Raw genomic sequence first — 15,069 nt, forward strand, 5'->3', positions numbered from 1 at the left:
AAACTGTGGTAGTGGTAGATGTTTTGGTGACCGCATTCTGGCCAGAAAAATTGTATAGGAGGCGGGCTCCTGAAGGATGAATCTGTGATCAGATACAACCATCTCTTGTTTTGCAATATTGAGATGGTTGCTCTTGACTGAATATGAATTAAACAGTGAAACTACTGTTTTTTAAAACTCTATATTTGAGGAAGATTATATTTTTTTTCTATCGAGTTTCTAATATCATTTCGGTCTATTTTTTTAAGGACATATAGGAAGTCTCTAAAGGTAATAGGTCGACGAGAGCGTTGCTTCCATTGATTCAGCATCTTCATTACCTTTTCCGTAACTTGTCTGTTGTCGGTATCAATAGCGTCCAACTGATATTCTTCAAAATCCACTTCCGTACGTCTGGCAAACATTTTCCAATTAGTACCTATCTTGTAACCATAATCCGTGAATATTTCTTTAGGTAGAGGCGAGTCCAGAGTGTATCCTGTTGTTTGCTCATACTGGCGATGTACTGATGCTTGCAGAGGTGCCTGCGCGCCCCTGACAAGTGAAGGTGGCTGTTCCTGAGTCAGTTCATCAGCCAGCTCTCTGGGAATCTCGCCAAAGACGAAAAACATACTACTTATGAACGCATTTTTTTGATCTGAACTGGTTGATTCCAGAAAATTAACAAGCTCTTTTCTGGCAAGCTTGGAAAAGTTAACGAAAAGCTCACGTTGATCCAGAGAAAGTTTTTGTGTGAAACCGTAATATCCCGAGAGTGTTGAGCTTAAAATAGCCAAACCGGTAACTATAGCTTTAACCTGTTCAGGTGTGGATGGATTATCGTCAGAGACATCAAATCCAAGGCCATCAAGTGTTTGAGATTGTATATTTCTTTCTAATCGATACCTGTTAGATTGAGTAATAAAAGTATATAGTCCCATGCCCCAGGGCTTAATGTCTATCTTCCCATCATTATAAACCGGAAAGCCAAAACCATAATCTCTATTCAGCTTTCTGGATAAGGTGCCTAAATGTGTAAATGTATCCTGTTTAGAAGGAACCGTTTCCTCTGTTAGCAAATCACTGGTTTGTTTGAATATTTGATAAATGAAATCTATTAATTCTTTTATCTTTTGATTATCTACGCGTGAATATACGAGATTATATAGCTCATTGTGTGTTACAAGGTTATTGCCTGTCAGCTCATTTTCTAATCTGTTTTCTTTTAATTTATCCAAGTGATCTTTGGTTTCAAATATGTCCCTGTGACGGGCAAGTGTTTTAACAATTCTTGCTACCTCAGTATGCTTATCGATTCCATGATTATTCGCCAGTGCCCCGACCTGAAGAATCAAACTGCCAGCAGATAATTGACCTCTGGAAAATTTAACCCAGTACTTATGAAATCTTTCCAGAGTCTCTTTGTGCGACAAAAAGCTTTCAGTTAAAAGGTTATAAAGCTCATACTTCTGGTAGAACATGCTGTGGTGAAAAAGATTCAATTCCCGTCCTTCGTAGACCAAATCAACGAGCCAGCGTAATATTTTGATAGCTGAGGTATCAACCACTTTTGCCAAGGCCACCGGTATTTCCTTGTTTCTTACGATAGGAGGTGGTCCGCTAAGATTCTGCTCAAATGCAACCATTCCGGCATTAGCGCAATCAAAGCACATATTGTCGTAGAATATAGGTCGGTTTTTCTGACAAGTTTGGCAAATTCTGGTGTTTGGTGCCCCACCGGAACCATCGTCTTCCCCATTTCCGCTTCCACCGTGGGCGTGTCGCTTTTGATGAAGATAGTCTGCTTGAGATTGGCTGTAGGAGGGAGGGGCATTTAAATTAACTCTGGAAACACCTTTTTCGATCGTTTCAGTCCCTGTTGGGCAGCCGATCCCCTCTGGGCAGCTGCCCGGAAAGACTGACACACTGCGTAATTGTTTTGGGCTTAAAATGAACTCTTGTTCTGCATAACCACGGTAGTCCTCTGTCTGTTGTGGGTTGTTACTCAGGTAATGATCAAATGCTGCTTCCGGATTATTCGGACTCCTGAGTAATGCCAAAAACAGTCCCGAATTCCGTTCAAGGTTTGCACCCCTTATCTTATCCCACAGTTGCTGTGAAATAAGGACGTTCTGCTCATTCCAACCCCGTTTGATTTTGAGAACAATCCGGGTTTCCCAAACCCGTTTCTTAACGAGCTGATCGTTAGCGTCGGGTAGGCGCACCAGGATCACTCTGCTGACCAGATTACTCATCAGTTCAAAAGAAAAAAGCGGAGCGATACCACCTCCCGGCCTTTTTTTAAATAAATCGTCTAAATCATCGCCGCCACCAAAACCGCCGCCGCCAGAGTTTGCGTATGGCTCGCTGTTATCGGTGACATCAGGGGTTCCGGGTATTGCAAAAGGCGTATTGGAGTGGCTGGTGTCGTCAAGATTATTGAACTCATTTTCAGGAGCCTGGGGGGTACGGAAAAAAATATCGACAAATGATCGCTTTGTACTGCCGGAACTATTGCTAACAGGGGTGTTGTCATCGGAGGGTGACGGTAAAACGGTGTGCTCCGAAAAAATACCGCTACAATCCGGTTGTATACTCCATTGATTGCTATTGTCTTGAACCGACAGCACTAGCGACGATTTTCCTGCCGGTAAACGCCATCTGGCCAGATACTCGTGTTGCCAGCCGCTTCTGTCTGGTGTGAGTTCGACCAGCCTCATTTTCCCAGCCTGAATATCCGGCATACCCTGTCCTGTTGAAGCCTCTGTAATCACTGGTGGTGAGGGAAAATGTTCCGTAGATGGCGAGGGGGGAGTTCTGAAACAAAAATGAAATATATCGCCTGCCTTGCTATCCAGGCTGACATATAGCTGATTTTTTTCCAGTCCTGCTGGCTTGCTTTTATCGTAAGTAGTCTTGAGATCGTAAACAAGGTGAAGCGGCGGACTGTTCTCCATAAACGACATTTTGCTAATAAGTTCTGATGTCTTCAGGGGTGTGAAAGAGCCTCCCCATCCTGTCCAGCTCAACAGGTTGGAAACGTAAGAAACATAAGAACTGTGGCCGGACACCGGCAACATGACAGATAGAATGAGTAACATAAACAGGCGCGGCATGGTGAGAAATCTTACTGCTTTCATGATTGAATTTGCCCATAGATTTTTATTGTTGAGGCATAACAATAGACCCTAAATCTGAAGCCGTTTTATTTATAATCGAAGCCAGGCTTCTTCGTGCCCGGGAAATAAAGAAAAGAAGGAAAGACATTCAGGCCCACCTTTGGTTACTCCAGCACCGGGGAAGCATTCTTGGCAATACGTCATCCAGCAGAATCAGCATGAGACTGAAGGCTGTGCCCCGATGTTTCATCATATCCAGATGAACACTCCCCAGGGGATAGGCTCAAAAAAACCGGGTGGGACCCGGTTTGTGATATGTGACAATAAAGGAAAGAAACAGTGTTGCTGAGCTTCCTGACAAGCCAGAGAATGATAAATAATCGATAGCTGGTCGTGAACTCTGCTTCAGCCAGTGGTATGATACCGCAAACCGGGTTCTGCCCGGTTTTTTTGTGGACCTGTCCGGACTGGAAAGCTTTGGGGAGTCATCTGTGGATATGTTGCAACATCTGGGCATAGCCTTCAGTCTCATGCTGATTCTGGAAGGCGTCTTGCCTTTCCTTTATCCCCAGCGCTGGCGCAATATGGTTACAAAGCTGTCAGAGATTGATAACCGGCAGCTGCGTATGGCAGGCTTTGGCAGCATGTTGGTAGGACTCATAATCCTGAGTATGCTCACGTAAGGGCGAAATAATCTATCGCTCTGGGAGCCTGACTGAGAATAGCGCCCGAAGTGAGGTCGGCAGTCTATTCTCAGTCAGGCTCCGGGAACAGTGGTAAAAAGCGAAAAAAAGAGGGCTGTTATGACCGTCGCAGATCGCTGGTTATTGCCAGATGGCATTGAGGAAATTCTCGCTCCAAGAGCGCGTCAGGCAGAAATGCTGCGTCGTGAGATGCTGGATTTATTCGATGGCTGGGGCTACGAACTGGTGATGCCTCCGCATCTGGAGTTCATGGAGTCACTGACAGCCGGCGTGGGTCACGATCTGGAGTTGCAGACGTTTAAAGTGACGGATCAACTCACGGGCAGAACGATGGGTTTGAGGGCGGATACCACGCCAGCCGTTGCCAGAATTGACGCTCACACCCTGAAAGAAAAAGGGCCGGTTCGACTTTGTTACGCGAGCAGTGTTTTTCACACCCGTTCGGCGTCGCTGGGAGCCACAAGGTCCCCCATTCAGCTGGGTGCTGAACTTTACGGTCATAGCGGTGTTGAGAGTGATATTGAAGTTATTTCCCTGATGCTGGAAACACTGGCAGCGGTCGGTATTGAGTCTGTGAACCTCGACCTGGGTCATGTCCGGATCTATCGTTCACTGGTGGAATATGCCGGACTGAGCGAACAACAGGAGCAGAAACTGTTTGATGCTCTGCAAAGAAAAGCAGCGTGCGAAGTGTCTGAGCTGCTGGCTAGCTGGCAAATCTGTTCGGGTACTGCAAGCATGTTTCAAGCGCTGGCATCCCTGACAGGTCATGCCAGTGTGATAAATGATGCCCGTGCGTTACTGAAAGACGCGCCAGAGGCAGTTTTCAAAGCGCTCGACCAGTTGGAAGTGATTGCTGGCAGGGTCGCTGAGCTTTACCCGTCAGCCAACCTCTACCTCGATATGGGTGAGTTGCGCGGTTATAACTATCATACAGGCGTCGTGTTTGCGGCCTATGTTCCCGGAAAGGGGCAGGCGATTGCCAAAGGTGGTCGATACGATGGCATCGGGCGAGTCTTTGGCAGAGCCCGCCCTGCCACCGGGTTCAGTACTGACTTGAAGACATTAATTGAGATGAAGGGTCTTCTGAGTCTGAAAACGGATGCCGATGATGAACGAGTGACGATATTTGCTCCTGTTGATGCAGACCCTGCCGTTGTGCAGAAACTGCGTCGGCAGGGACAGCGGGTAGTTTACCAACTGCCCGAACAAGAGACAGACGCTGCGGGCACGGGTTGCGACCGGCAGCTGGTCTGCCGTGACGGAGAGTGGGTTGTAGAATAACCCGGAAGTTTGATCGAAACTGATGTTGATCAAGCTTCTTCCGGCCTGTCACAGATGCATGAGAGTTGGTTCAGAAAATCTTTTGAACTGAACTTTGTCATGTCTGTTTATTCTAGAAAGTAAGAGACCGTTTACCATGGGTAAGACTGTTGTCGTACTGGGCACTCAATGGGGTGACGAAGGTAAGGGCAAAATCGTTGACCTGCTGACCGAGCAGGCAGAAGCGGTTGTGCGCTTCCAGGGCGGCCATAATGCCGGCCACACACTGGTGATCGACGGTGAAAAAACCGTTCTGCACCTGATTCCTTCCGGTATTCTGCGTGAAGACGTCGTATGCTACATCGGTAATGGCGTGGTGCTGTCTCCTGAAGCTTTGCTGAAAGAGATTCATAAGTTGGAAGACAGTGGTGTTCCTGTTCGTGAACGTCTGCGTATCAGCCCGTCCTGCCCGCTGATTCTTCCTTATCACATTGCCCTGGACCAGGCTCGCGAAGTGGCCCGTGGCAAGGATAAAATCGGTACCACCGGTCGTGGTATTGGCCCTGCCTACGAAGACAAGGTAGCCCGTCGTGGACTGCGTGTTGCTGATCTGCTGCACCCTGAGCGTTTTGCCCGGAAACTGAAAGAAGTCATTGAGTACCATAACTTTGCTCTGGAGCACTACTACAAGGCTGATACTGTCGATTTCCAGAAGACTCTGGATGAAGCATTGGCCATGGGTGAGCAGATCAAACCGATGATTGAGCGTGTGACCGACAAGGTTCACGAGCATCATGGCAAGGGTGATAACATCCTGTTTGAGGGGGCTCAGGGCTCTCTTCTGGATGTCGATCACGGTACCTACCCGTTCGTAACGTCTTCCAACACAACCGCCGGTGGCGTTTCTACCGGCAGTGGTTTTGGCCCTCTTTATCTCGACTACGTTCTGGGCATCACCAAGGCTTATACGACCCGTGTCGGTTCCGGTCCTTTCCCGACTGAACTGTTTGACGATGTGGGTATGCACCTGGCCAAGAAGGGTAACGAGTTTGGTGCCACTACGGGCCGTCCTCGTCGTTGTGGCTGGTTTGACGCTGTCGCACTGCGTCAGTCTGTACAGATCAACTCTGTGTCCGGACTCTGCCTGACCAAGCTGGACGTTCTGGATGGTCTGGAAACCATCAGGATCTGCACCGGCTACAAGAATGCTCAGGGTGAGTCGATCACGACTCCTGTCGATGCTGAAGAATACGAAACGATTCAACCGGTTTACGAAGAAGTGCCAGGCTGGAGCGAGTCTACCTTCGGCGCCAGGAGTCTGGATGATCTGCCTGAGAACGCTCGTGCCTATATCCGTCGTTTGGAAGCAGTGGTGGGAACACCGATCCACATCGTTTCTACCGGCCCGGATCGTGTAGAAACCATTATTCTGGAGCAGCCTTTCGGCTGATCCAGCCCCCCGCCGGGTTCTCTGGCGGGGATTTCTTCTCCATCAGAACTTGTAAGAAACACCGGCCATGTAAACCAATGGGTCCGGTTCTGCGTCCTGCTTATAGCGGTTTCCGGCATTGTCCTTAAACTTCGCTGTGGTATTGATATCCATGTACCATACGGCAGCATTGACGGCCCAGTGCTCGTTCAGCTGATCGTCAAAACCCAGTTGTCCACTCAGACCCAATGAACTGTCTAATTCCAGATCGCTGCAGGTGTTACCCGCGGAACCTTTGAAATCTTCACTGAAGAAAACGGTATAGCTCAAATCAACGCCAAACTTATCAGACAGCATGTAGGTAAAGGAGAGCCCCGGCTGAGTGTTATTGTTGACGTCAGCTGTAGTGTTTTTGTCTTCAACCCTATTGGTTTTTAAACTCCCGCTGTCCACATCCGTCTGAACACTGGCTACTCCGCCACGAAAAATAAAACCTCAGGTCTCATAAGCTTGGGCAGATGTAGCAGAGTGCAGGAATCACGGTGAGCTATTAGTTCTGAGGGTGAAAAAACCTTGAATATTTTTCAAGGTTGTCTATATCTTAATATTCTAAAAAACAACAGACTCTGCTGTTTATTTGGGTAAAATTTCTGATGTTTGAAAGTATCAGATTAACAGATGAATATTTTAATATTGTTTTTTAGTAGAAACGTTTCTCGTTGAATGGCGACGCTTTTCTGGTAAAGTTATTTTGAAAAAATCAAGTTGTACCGCGAGAATTTTCTTTTGCCTTACTGTGATTGTTTTTACAGCTCAACTGATTTTTCTGAAAAAAGCATGGGCTTATACTCAGGAGGAAATAAGCCGTATACTCTTCGTTTCATTTTCAGGTCAGCGCTATGAAAAAAAAGACATTAATGCTGTTGATATCGAACAGTATCAATACGTCAGTCCTCTTCGTTACGAGCTAAATAAAGGTAATTTAAGTTCAAAGATAGAGGAAGAAAAAAAAGCTAAAAAGAATAACGAATTGCAAGCTCTGGCTGCATTGGTGCCTGTTTTGTATGCATTTTTTTCTGAAGCCACCCATCCTGTGCGAATGAATCAGGAAATCCTGATCGACACCAAAGCGGCTGGCGAAAAAGGAGAAAAGCAATCAACGGTTTTAAATCGTCTTTTCCCGGCTTATACGCTGGCAGGGCAGGTCTTTCGGCTGATGGTTCTGGCAAAGTGGCCGACTTCCGATGTATCGACTATTGAGAACCGGCAGGAAAGAATACAACAAATACTGGCTACGAATCCGGATTACTCATCAATAGAAAAACAACTATCAGGGCTCAGACAGTGGGAACCAAAATTAGCTGACATTTATTATCAGGACTCCTTATTTAATTCAGAAGTTGTTCAGGAAGAGTTAAAGTCATACATGAATCAGGGTTTTTTTCAGCAGCTGTGGAGCCATCCTGTAGGCAGTGGAATATTATCAATATCTACGCACTTTTTAACTTTTTCTGGTTACCTGGCATTGATACTTTCAGCACTGAGACAGCCGACTTATTGTTCAGCACAGTCATTATGCAGTTGGGGTGGAGTTGTAGTCAGCATAAGCTTGAACCAGTGGATATGGTTTCTTGAGTCCAGGCTAGAAGAATATTTTGCTGGACAGCGCAGAGTGAGCGGTCAAATGCTCAAAGAATATATAAGTGCTGTCTCTGGTTACCTGCAGCAAGTGGTTGACTGGCAACTATCAGATGGTTTGCCTGAAGCGTTAAAAATTCATTTCACCACAAAGGAGTTTGAAGAAATTATTGGCTTTCTCGAAGCAACAGAAAATCTTGCTGGAGCTGTCGTAAAGGGTCGCAATGCAGAAGCTGTGATATTACATGCGACAGAGTTGATCAGGATAAAGGACGTTCTCGCCAAGGTTATCTTTAAAGTAGGGGAAATGGATTTGTTTCTGGCGATAGCTGCTCGTATGCATGCTTCTGAGGCTGTTGAAAATGCTAATGAAGTCACTATTGCCCGATTCAGATCAGAGCCTGAGCCTTGTCTTTCCATGGTGGGCTTCTGGAATCCTTTGCTTGATAACAGTACTGCTGTTTCTAATACATTGCAGCTTGGGTGTGCAGGGAGTTATCTCAAAGACAACGAGGAGCTGGAGTATAATACAGAACCGGTTACTGGAGTGGGACTTTTGCTATCAGGCAATAATGCATCCGGAAAATCCACTCTTATGAGGGCTGTTACCTTGAACAGTATTTTTCTTGCCCAGACCCTGGGAGTTGCCGCAGCCAAATCCTATGAAGCGAGTATTTTTCATGAAGCAGGAAGCTACATGGACAAGTTTGACAAGGCTGGGGAGTCGTCGTCTTACATGGAAGAGTTGCGCTACGTATCAGAGCTTTTAAAGAAGCCAGGCATAATAAATAACGAAAACAAGCTTGTCTGTTTTGATGAGCTGTTCAGTACTACAGACCCTGATGATGGTAGAAAAGGTTTTGAGATTGTTTTAAAAGCTCTCGGAAGACAAAGCCATTTAATGGCACTGATATCCACTCATTATGACCTGGCTGATACAGGCGAATGGCAGGAATCCTTTAACATCATGCACATGGGGATGACAAACAGCTCTGGCTATATCAGGCCGACCTATCAGATAGAGGAAGGCCCTAACAAGTGCAAAGTTGCGCTTGAATTTCTGGCTGAAACTTTTCAGTCTGAACTGCCTGATATTGCTGAAAAAATACGTACTTACCGAGCACATTAAGTATGATTCTACGGCATCTGTTCCTATTGCCAGTTTGCCTGATAACCAGCCAGGTTCAGGCTGTGCAAACACCTTATGAGATCCTTGAAAGACAATACCTGATCAAGTTTTCGGACTCTGACAATCAATCGTTCCAGTCAGAGGCATATCAGAGTGAGGAAAGTTCTTCTCATACAGCTCATGAAGAGCTCTCCTCTCGAAGAAAGCGAGAGTTGCTGTTGCATCATCTTTATCCTGAATGCTCTCAGTCTGCTGAGATTCAGGGTATGTTTCAGACGGATATATGGCAGGATATGCAGGTGTTCAGGAAAGATGGGTACGCTCACCTGTATGACAGGCTGTTTCCAGGTACCTCATTACTTGGAGAAGTGTACGGAGCCTGTCAACTGGTTACAGGCTCTACAAGTAGCATTAAAACACTGAAGGAACGCAAAGAGATCCTTCGCAGTTTAATGGCTCCCAATACAGCTACCGCTTTAGTATCAAGTATTGATGAAATTAATCAATATATTAATCCGGTCGTTCGGCTTCTGGATAAAAAACATCCATTCTTTTACTTCTTTCATATGCCCATTTTACTTCATGATGAAGGCACTTGGGCCGAGTCGGAATCACTCATAGGGATAGAATTAAAAAATGAAAAAGCTATGCAGGAGCTAATGCTTCAGAATAATATTCATGGGGTGACGCCACAATTCAGAACCTTGATGTATATCATGCCAGTTTTAGGGTTGCTGACTTCGGGGTGGCTGTTTAAATTAAGTACCCCATCAAGAAATGTCAACATACATACTGATCAAAGCATATTATGGAACGGTTTGGTTATCACGGAGAAAACAGGAAGCTACATTCTTCCGTGGTCATTAGCTTTAAGTACGTTATACAAACTCAAATCGCTCCAGCAGAATCACGATGATTTGAAAAGAGTCAATAGAGAAATTACTTCAGAGTTACTATTACTGCGTCCTTTTTTCTCAGCTCTGTATAACCTTGGAAAAAATACCGGGTTATTTAATTTCACTGATAAAGAAGAAAGTTTACTTAGAATACTTATGGAGCAGATGAAGCTTTTGACGCTCGAAGATTATGGATATTTCTCATCATCGAGCATACAGCATGCTGCCAGTGCAATGAGAATTGTTGTTTTGCTGCATGGCTCAATTAACCGGTGGTTGAAAAAGCTTTCATGGATCGACTTTATGCTTTCTGTCAGCCGACAGATCAATTCTGAGCAAAACCCTTATACCTTTGTTGAGTTTGATGAAAGTAATTCCAGGCGTCCATACCTTTCAGCCGAGAAGCTCAGGCCTCCTGGTTTGGACTCTTCACAGGGAGTCGCTTCTGATATCCATATTGGTGCTGGAAGAAAAAAAGTCAGAAATGTCATTCTGACAGGTATTAATGCTTCCGGGAAATCGACTTTTCTCAGAACATTGGGTATTAATGTGGCCTTTTTGGCTCAAAACCTTGGTATTGCTTCTGCTGAAACATTTACCCTGAGACCCTACACATCTATCAATACTCTTATGGAAAAAAATGATGAGCTTGGAAGGTCTTCTTTTGAAACAGAAGTCAATCAGGTTAGCCATTTACTTAAAATTGTTCGAGGCAGAACCAACAAGAGCAGAGATCTTGTTCTTGCTGATGAACTGCTAAGAACCACAAATCCACAAGAGGCTGCTATAGGCTCGTATATTATCGCCGAAGAGCTGGGTCAGTTGCCCCATCTTACGCTACTGTTATCCACCCATTTTGGTCTGTTGAAAAAACTTGCAAAAAAGCAGCCTGAAATGTTCGACAATAAATATATGCAGACCATTGATACCGTTGATGGCATCCCAAGGCCGACATTTAAACTGGTCAACGGTGTCAGCCATTCAGTTAACACCTTGCCTTTACTCAGGGAAATGATAGAGGCTGAACATCCAGATCTTCTTGAATATATGGTTGAGGATTAACCCGGAAATCTCATAAAGTGGCAAGCTTCTCGCTAGCTATTTTTCCGTCATGACAGCAGACTTTTCAAACTCACGACTGAGAGGCTGTCGAAAAAGGGCTGCGCTCGCTACCTTTTACGACAACCTCATTCACTGGCGGGGATTCCCTTTCAATCAGAACTTGTAAGAAACACCGGCCATATAAACCAGTGGGTCCAGTTCTGCGTCCAGCTTATAGCGGTTTCCGGCATTGTTCTTAAACTTCGCTGTGGTATTGATATCCATGTACCATACGGCAGCATTGACGGCCCAGTGCTCGTTCAGCTGATAGTCAAAACCCAGTTGTCCACTCAGACCCAATGAGCTGTCTAATTCCAGATCGCTGTAGTCATTACCTGCGGAGCCTTTGAAATCTTCACTGAAGAAAACGGTGTAGTTCAAACCAAGGCCCAGATATGGCTGGAATCTGGAATTTTTGTCCATTGGATAGTACTGAAGGCTCACAGTAGGCGGCAGGTGTTTTACTTCGGCAAAATCCCCCAATCCTGCCAGATCACCTTTTCCTTTCAGAGTATGTTTGAACGGGGTAGCTGCCAGCAACTCAACGCCAAACTTATCCGACAGCATGTAGGTAAAGGAGAGTCCCAGCTGGGTGTCATTGTTGACGTCAACTGTTGCGTTCTTGTTCTCAACCCCGTTGAGTTCTAACCCCCCGCTATCAACATCCGTCTGAACACTGGCAACTCCGCCCCGGAAAATAAAATCTCCGGCCTCATAAGCCTGAGCAGAGGCAGCAGAAACAGCAACAGCTGCAGCAATAGTGAATGAGAGAACGTTTCTGTTCATAGTGGTCCCTTGTGTGTGGGTGCAGAAAGTTTACTTCTTAACTATTAATAGTTTAACTAATTGGTAGTAACGCAATATTGACCTGAATCAATGCATCGCCCTGTGTGCCAACACATATACGGTAGGAATTCTGTTGCAAGTATGGGCATACTAGGCAAAGATGCGCGCTAGCAGCCTGTCGGACTTAAGCGTCCGTAGCGAGGATTGCAAGAAATTGAGGATAAAAATTTCTGCTTCTGAGGAGAATAGCGAGCTATTTGACGAAGAAGCAGGAATTTTTAGACCAATTTATTGCAACCGCAGTAGGACAGCCTTAAGTCCGACAGGCTGCTAGTTACCCGGAGTAGGGTTACACTGCATACAGACATTATTTGATCACCGAGAGGTTGATAAACTCTATGCCCAAAAAAGGGTGGAAAGAACTGGACTCCCAGGCTGCCGATGAAGCAGCCCGCTACGACAACCCCATTCCCAGTCGTCTGTTTATTATGGAGACTCTGGAAAAAAGAGGGGCTCCGGCGAACCATAAAGTATTGTGCCGTGAGTTGGGTGTAACTGTGCCAGAGCAGCAGGAAGCTCTTTTATTCCGCCTAAAAGCCATGATTCGTGATGGTCAGCTGTTGGAAACCCGCAAGGGAACCTATGGCTTGCTCAGTAAAATGGATCTGGTCAAAGGGCGTATTCAGGGTAATAAGGACGGCTATGGTTTCCTTATTCCTGATGAGGGTGGGGAAGACTATTACCTCTCATGGCGTGAAATGCGCAAGGCTTTTGATGGTGATCGTGCGGTTATTCGCGAAACCGGTGTTGATCGTAAAGGACGACGTGAAGGTCAGATTGTTGAAGTCATAGAGCGTAATACCACTCAGTTGGTAGGGCGCTTTTACATGGAAAACGACAATGTTTTTGTGGTACCGGAAAACTCCAGAATTGATCGCGAAATTCATATTAAGCCCGGTCCTTTGATGCCCAGCCATGGGCAATATGTTCTGGTTGAAATTCTTGAGCAGCCGGGCCGCCGTGTTCAGCCAGTGGGCCTGATCAAAGAAGTATTGGGCGAGCGGCAAGATGCCGGAATGGAAGTGGACGTCGCATTACGGACCCATGACATTCCTCATGAGTGGCCTCCTGAAGTGGAAGAGCAGGTGGCCCGTTTCAAGCCGGAAGTGGCTAAGCGGGACAAAAAGCACCGTGTGGACCTCAGAGAAACGCCTTTCGTTACCATTGATGGTGAAGATGCCCGAGACTTTGATGATGCGGTCTACTGTGACACCAAAAAAAGTGGTGGCTGGCGTTTATTAGTAGCCATTGCGGATGTGTCTCATTACGTAAAGCCCGGAACAGCTCTGGATAAGGAAGCCTATAACCGGGGCACTTCTGTGTACTTCCCGGGGCATGTTATTCCTATGTTGCCGGAAGTACTGTCTAACGGACTCTGCTCTCTGAATCCTGAAGTGGATCGTCTGGCCATGGTGTGCGAAATGACCATCAGCGGCAAAGGTAAAATATCCGGTTACAAGTTCTATGAGGGCCTGATCCGCTCCCATGCCCGTCTGACCTACAACCAGGTCTGGGAAATGCTCTCAAAGCCGCTTAGTGATGACGGTAAAGCTCTGCGTCGCGAACGAAAAACGGTGCTTCCTCATGTTGAAGAGCTTTACAACCTGTTCAAGGTTCTGAAAAGTACTCGTTCTGAACGTGGCACCATTGATTTTGAAACGGTGGAAACACAGATCGTCTTCGGCCGTAACCGAAAAATCGAAAAAATTGTTCCTGCTGTCCGCAATGATGCGCACAAGCTGATTGAGGAATGTATGCTTTGCGCCAATGTCTGTGCTGCCAGATTTCTTCAGAAGCATAAGGTTCCCGGGCTCTATCGCGTGCACGAAGGGCCCACTATGGAGAAGCGGCTCAACCTGAACAGCTTTATTGCCAGTCTCGGATTATCGCTGCCAGCGGGTAAACTGAAGCCTGCTCACTTTCAGGCTCTGTTGGCATCGGTCAAAGACCGTCCTGATTACAATGTGATCCAGACTGTCGTTCTGCGCTCCATGAGTCAGGCAGTCTACACCTCGGATAATCAGGGGCACTTCGGGTTGGCCTTTGACGAATACGCGCACTTCACTTCGCCGATTCGTCGCTATCCCGACCTGCTGGTGCACAGGGCTATTCGTCATATTATTCGTTCTTCCGTTGAAACCCGTCACGTTGTTCGTGTGGGCGCCAGTGAGATGAACAAAAAGACTATTTATCCCTATGATGGCAATGAAGTTCTGGCTATGGGCGAGCATTGTTCTGCGACCGAACGCAGGGCAGACGAAGCCACGCGGGATGCTATGGATTGGCTGAAGTGTGAGTATATGCAGCAACATATCGGACAAACGTATTCCGGTGTCATTTCGTCTGTGACCGGCTTTGGCCTGTTTGTCGCCCTGGATGATATTTATGTAGAGGGGTTGCTACACGTTACCAGCCTTCCAGGTGATTATTACCACTATGATTCCGTTCACCATCGCATGGTGGGTGAAAGAACCGGTAGAGGTTATCGGCTAGGTGATGATATCGAAGTCATGGTTGCCAGCGTCAATCTGGATGACCAGAAAATTGATTTCGAATTATCCACAGGCGCTGGACTGAGACCCTCTCGTTCTCGTAAACCCCGAAAAAGCCCCTCAAAAGGTGGTAAGCCATTAGCCAATGTGGCCAAGAGTCGGGCGGCAAAAAAAGCTCTCTTGGATGCGGCAAAGTCTGAAGAGTCAGGCAAGAAGACGACAGGTAAGAAGCGAAAGCCCAACCGCAAGCAAAAAGCCGGGGCTAAAAACACTGGCAAGAAAGCCGGGAAGCCGTCAGCCGATAGGAAGCCGTCAGCAGGTAAGAAGCCAGTAGCCGATAAAAAGCCTTCAGCAAAACCTGCTGGCAGGCAGCCGGGAAAGAGAAAAGCTAAGTGATTTGAAAGTGGTTAGGCGGCACTCCTTTGCTTTCTGATTTTTTGATCAGTCAATTGATCTTTCTTTGTCATCTGCTC

The 15,069-nt window shown here is 46.4% G+C and carries 9 protein-coding genes; 6 read left to right on the top strand and 3 right to left on the bottom strand.

What is annotated here, in order from left to right; genetic code table 11:
- Positions 1–179: 179 nt before the first annotated feature.
- Positions 180–3,119, bottom strand: coding sequence for a death domain-containing protein (locus KBW69_RS16455; protein WP_257281563.1), 2,940 nt, complete (start codon positions 3,117–3,119; stop codon positions 180–182).
- A 476-nt stretch (positions 3,120–3,595) separates the two neighbouring features.
- Between KBW69_RS16455 and KBW69_RS16460 the strand changes: the two genes are divergently transcribed.
- The 3 genes from KBW69_RS16460 to KBW69_RS16470 all read left to right on the top strand — a co-directional run bounded on the left by KBW69_RS16460 (position 3,596) and on the right by KBW69_RS16470 (position 6,515).
- Positions 3,596–3,781 carry a DUF2065 domain-containing protein gene (locus KBW69_RS16460; RefSeq protein WP_257281589.1) on the top strand — a complete coding sequence of 62 codons (186 nt, stop codon included), beginning with the start codon at positions 3,596–3,598 and terminating at the stop codon, positions 3,779–3,781.
- Between the two features lie 120 nt (positions 3,782–3,901).
- On the top strand, positions 3,902–5,086 hold the full coding sequence (locus KBW69_RS16465; protein WP_257281564.1) for an ATP phosphoribosyltransferase regulatory subunit: 1,185 nt from the start codon (positions 3,902–3,904) through the stop codon (positions 5,084–5,086).
- A gap of 136 nt (positions 5,087–5,222) precedes the next feature.
- Entirely contained in the window at positions 5,223–6,515 is a 1,293-nt protein-coding gene (locus KBW69_RS16470; protein ID WP_257281565.1) for an adenylosuccinate synthase, read from the top strand.
- A 42-nt stretch (positions 6,516–6,557) separates the two neighbouring features.
- On the opposite strand, the gene KBW69_RS16475 is transcribed toward KBW69_RS16470, so the two are convergent.
- The gene (locus tag KBW69_RS16475; protein ID WP_257281590.1) at positions 6,558–6,983 is read right to left on the bottom strand and encodes an OmpW family outer membrane protein; all 426 of its coding nucleotides are present in this window, start codon (positions 6,981–6,983) and stop codon (positions 6,558–6,560) included.
- Between the two features lie 262 nt (positions 6,984–7,245).
- Here KBW69_RS16475 and KBW69_RS16480 point away from each other — a divergent pair, with 262 nt between their 5' ends.
- Entirely contained in the window at positions 7,246–9,261 is a 2,016-nt protein-coding gene (locus KBW69_RS16480) for a hypothetical protein (RefSeq protein WP_257281566.1), read from the top strand.
- Between the two features lie 62 nt (positions 9,262–9,323).
- Positions 9,324–11,219 carry a hypothetical protein gene (locus KBW69_RS23865; RefSeq protein WP_257281567.1) on the top strand — a complete coding sequence of 632 codons (1,896 nt, stop codon included), beginning with the start codon at positions 9,324–9,326 and terminating at the stop codon, positions 11,217–11,219.
- 153 nt (positions 11,220–11,372) lie between these two features.
- On the opposite strand, the gene KBW69_RS16490 is transcribed toward KBW69_RS23865, so the two are convergent.
- On the bottom strand, positions 11,373–12,044 hold the full coding sequence (locus tag KBW69_RS16490) for an OmpW family protein (RefSeq protein WP_257281568.1): 672 nt from the start codon (positions 12,042–12,044) through the stop codon (positions 11,373–11,375).
- A gap of 398 nt (positions 12,045–12,442) precedes the next feature.
- Here KBW69_RS16490 and rnr point away from each other — a divergent pair, with 398 nt between their 5' ends.
- Positions 12,443–14,992 carry a ribonuclease R gene (gene rnr / locus KBW69_RS16495; RefSeq protein WP_257281569.1) on the top strand — a complete coding sequence of 850 codons (2,550 nt, stop codon included), beginning with the start codon at positions 12,443–12,445 and terminating at the stop codon, positions 14,990–14,992.
- Positions 14,993–15,069: the final 77 nt, after the last annotated feature.

This window comes from Endozoicomonas sp. ISHI1 (genome assembly GCF_024606225.1).
GTDB lineage: Bacteria > Pseudomonadota > Gammaproteobacteria > Pseudomonadales > Endozoicomonadaceae > Endozoicomonas_A.

What these genes read in the sequence shown, in the direction of transcription:
- KBW69_RS16455 (WP_257281563.1), bottom strand. Translation starts at nt 3,119, where the DNA reads ATGAAAGCAGTAAGATTTCTCACCATGCCGCGCCTGTTTATGTTACTC.
- KBW69_RS16460 (WP_257281589.1), top strand. Translation starts at nt 3,596, where the DNA reads ATGTTGCAACATCTGGGCATAGCCTTCAGTCTCATGCTGATTCTGGAA.
- KBW69_RS16465 (WP_257281564.1), top strand. Translation starts at nt 3,902, where the DNA reads ATGACCGTCGCAGATCGCTGGTTATTGCCAGATGGCATTGAGGAAATT.
- KBW69_RS16470 (WP_257281565.1), top strand. Translation starts at nt 5,223, where the DNA reads ATGGGTAAGACTGTTGTCGTACTGGGCACTCAATGGGGTGACGAAGGT.
- KBW69_RS16490 (WP_257281568.1), bottom strand. Translation starts at nt 12,044, where the DNA reads ATGAACAGAAACGTTCTCTCATTCACTATTGCTGCAGCTGTTGCTGTT.
- rnr (WP_257281569.1), top strand. Translation starts at nt 12,443, where the DNA reads ATGCCCAAAAAAGGGTGGAAAGAACTGGACTCCCAGGCTGCCGATGAA.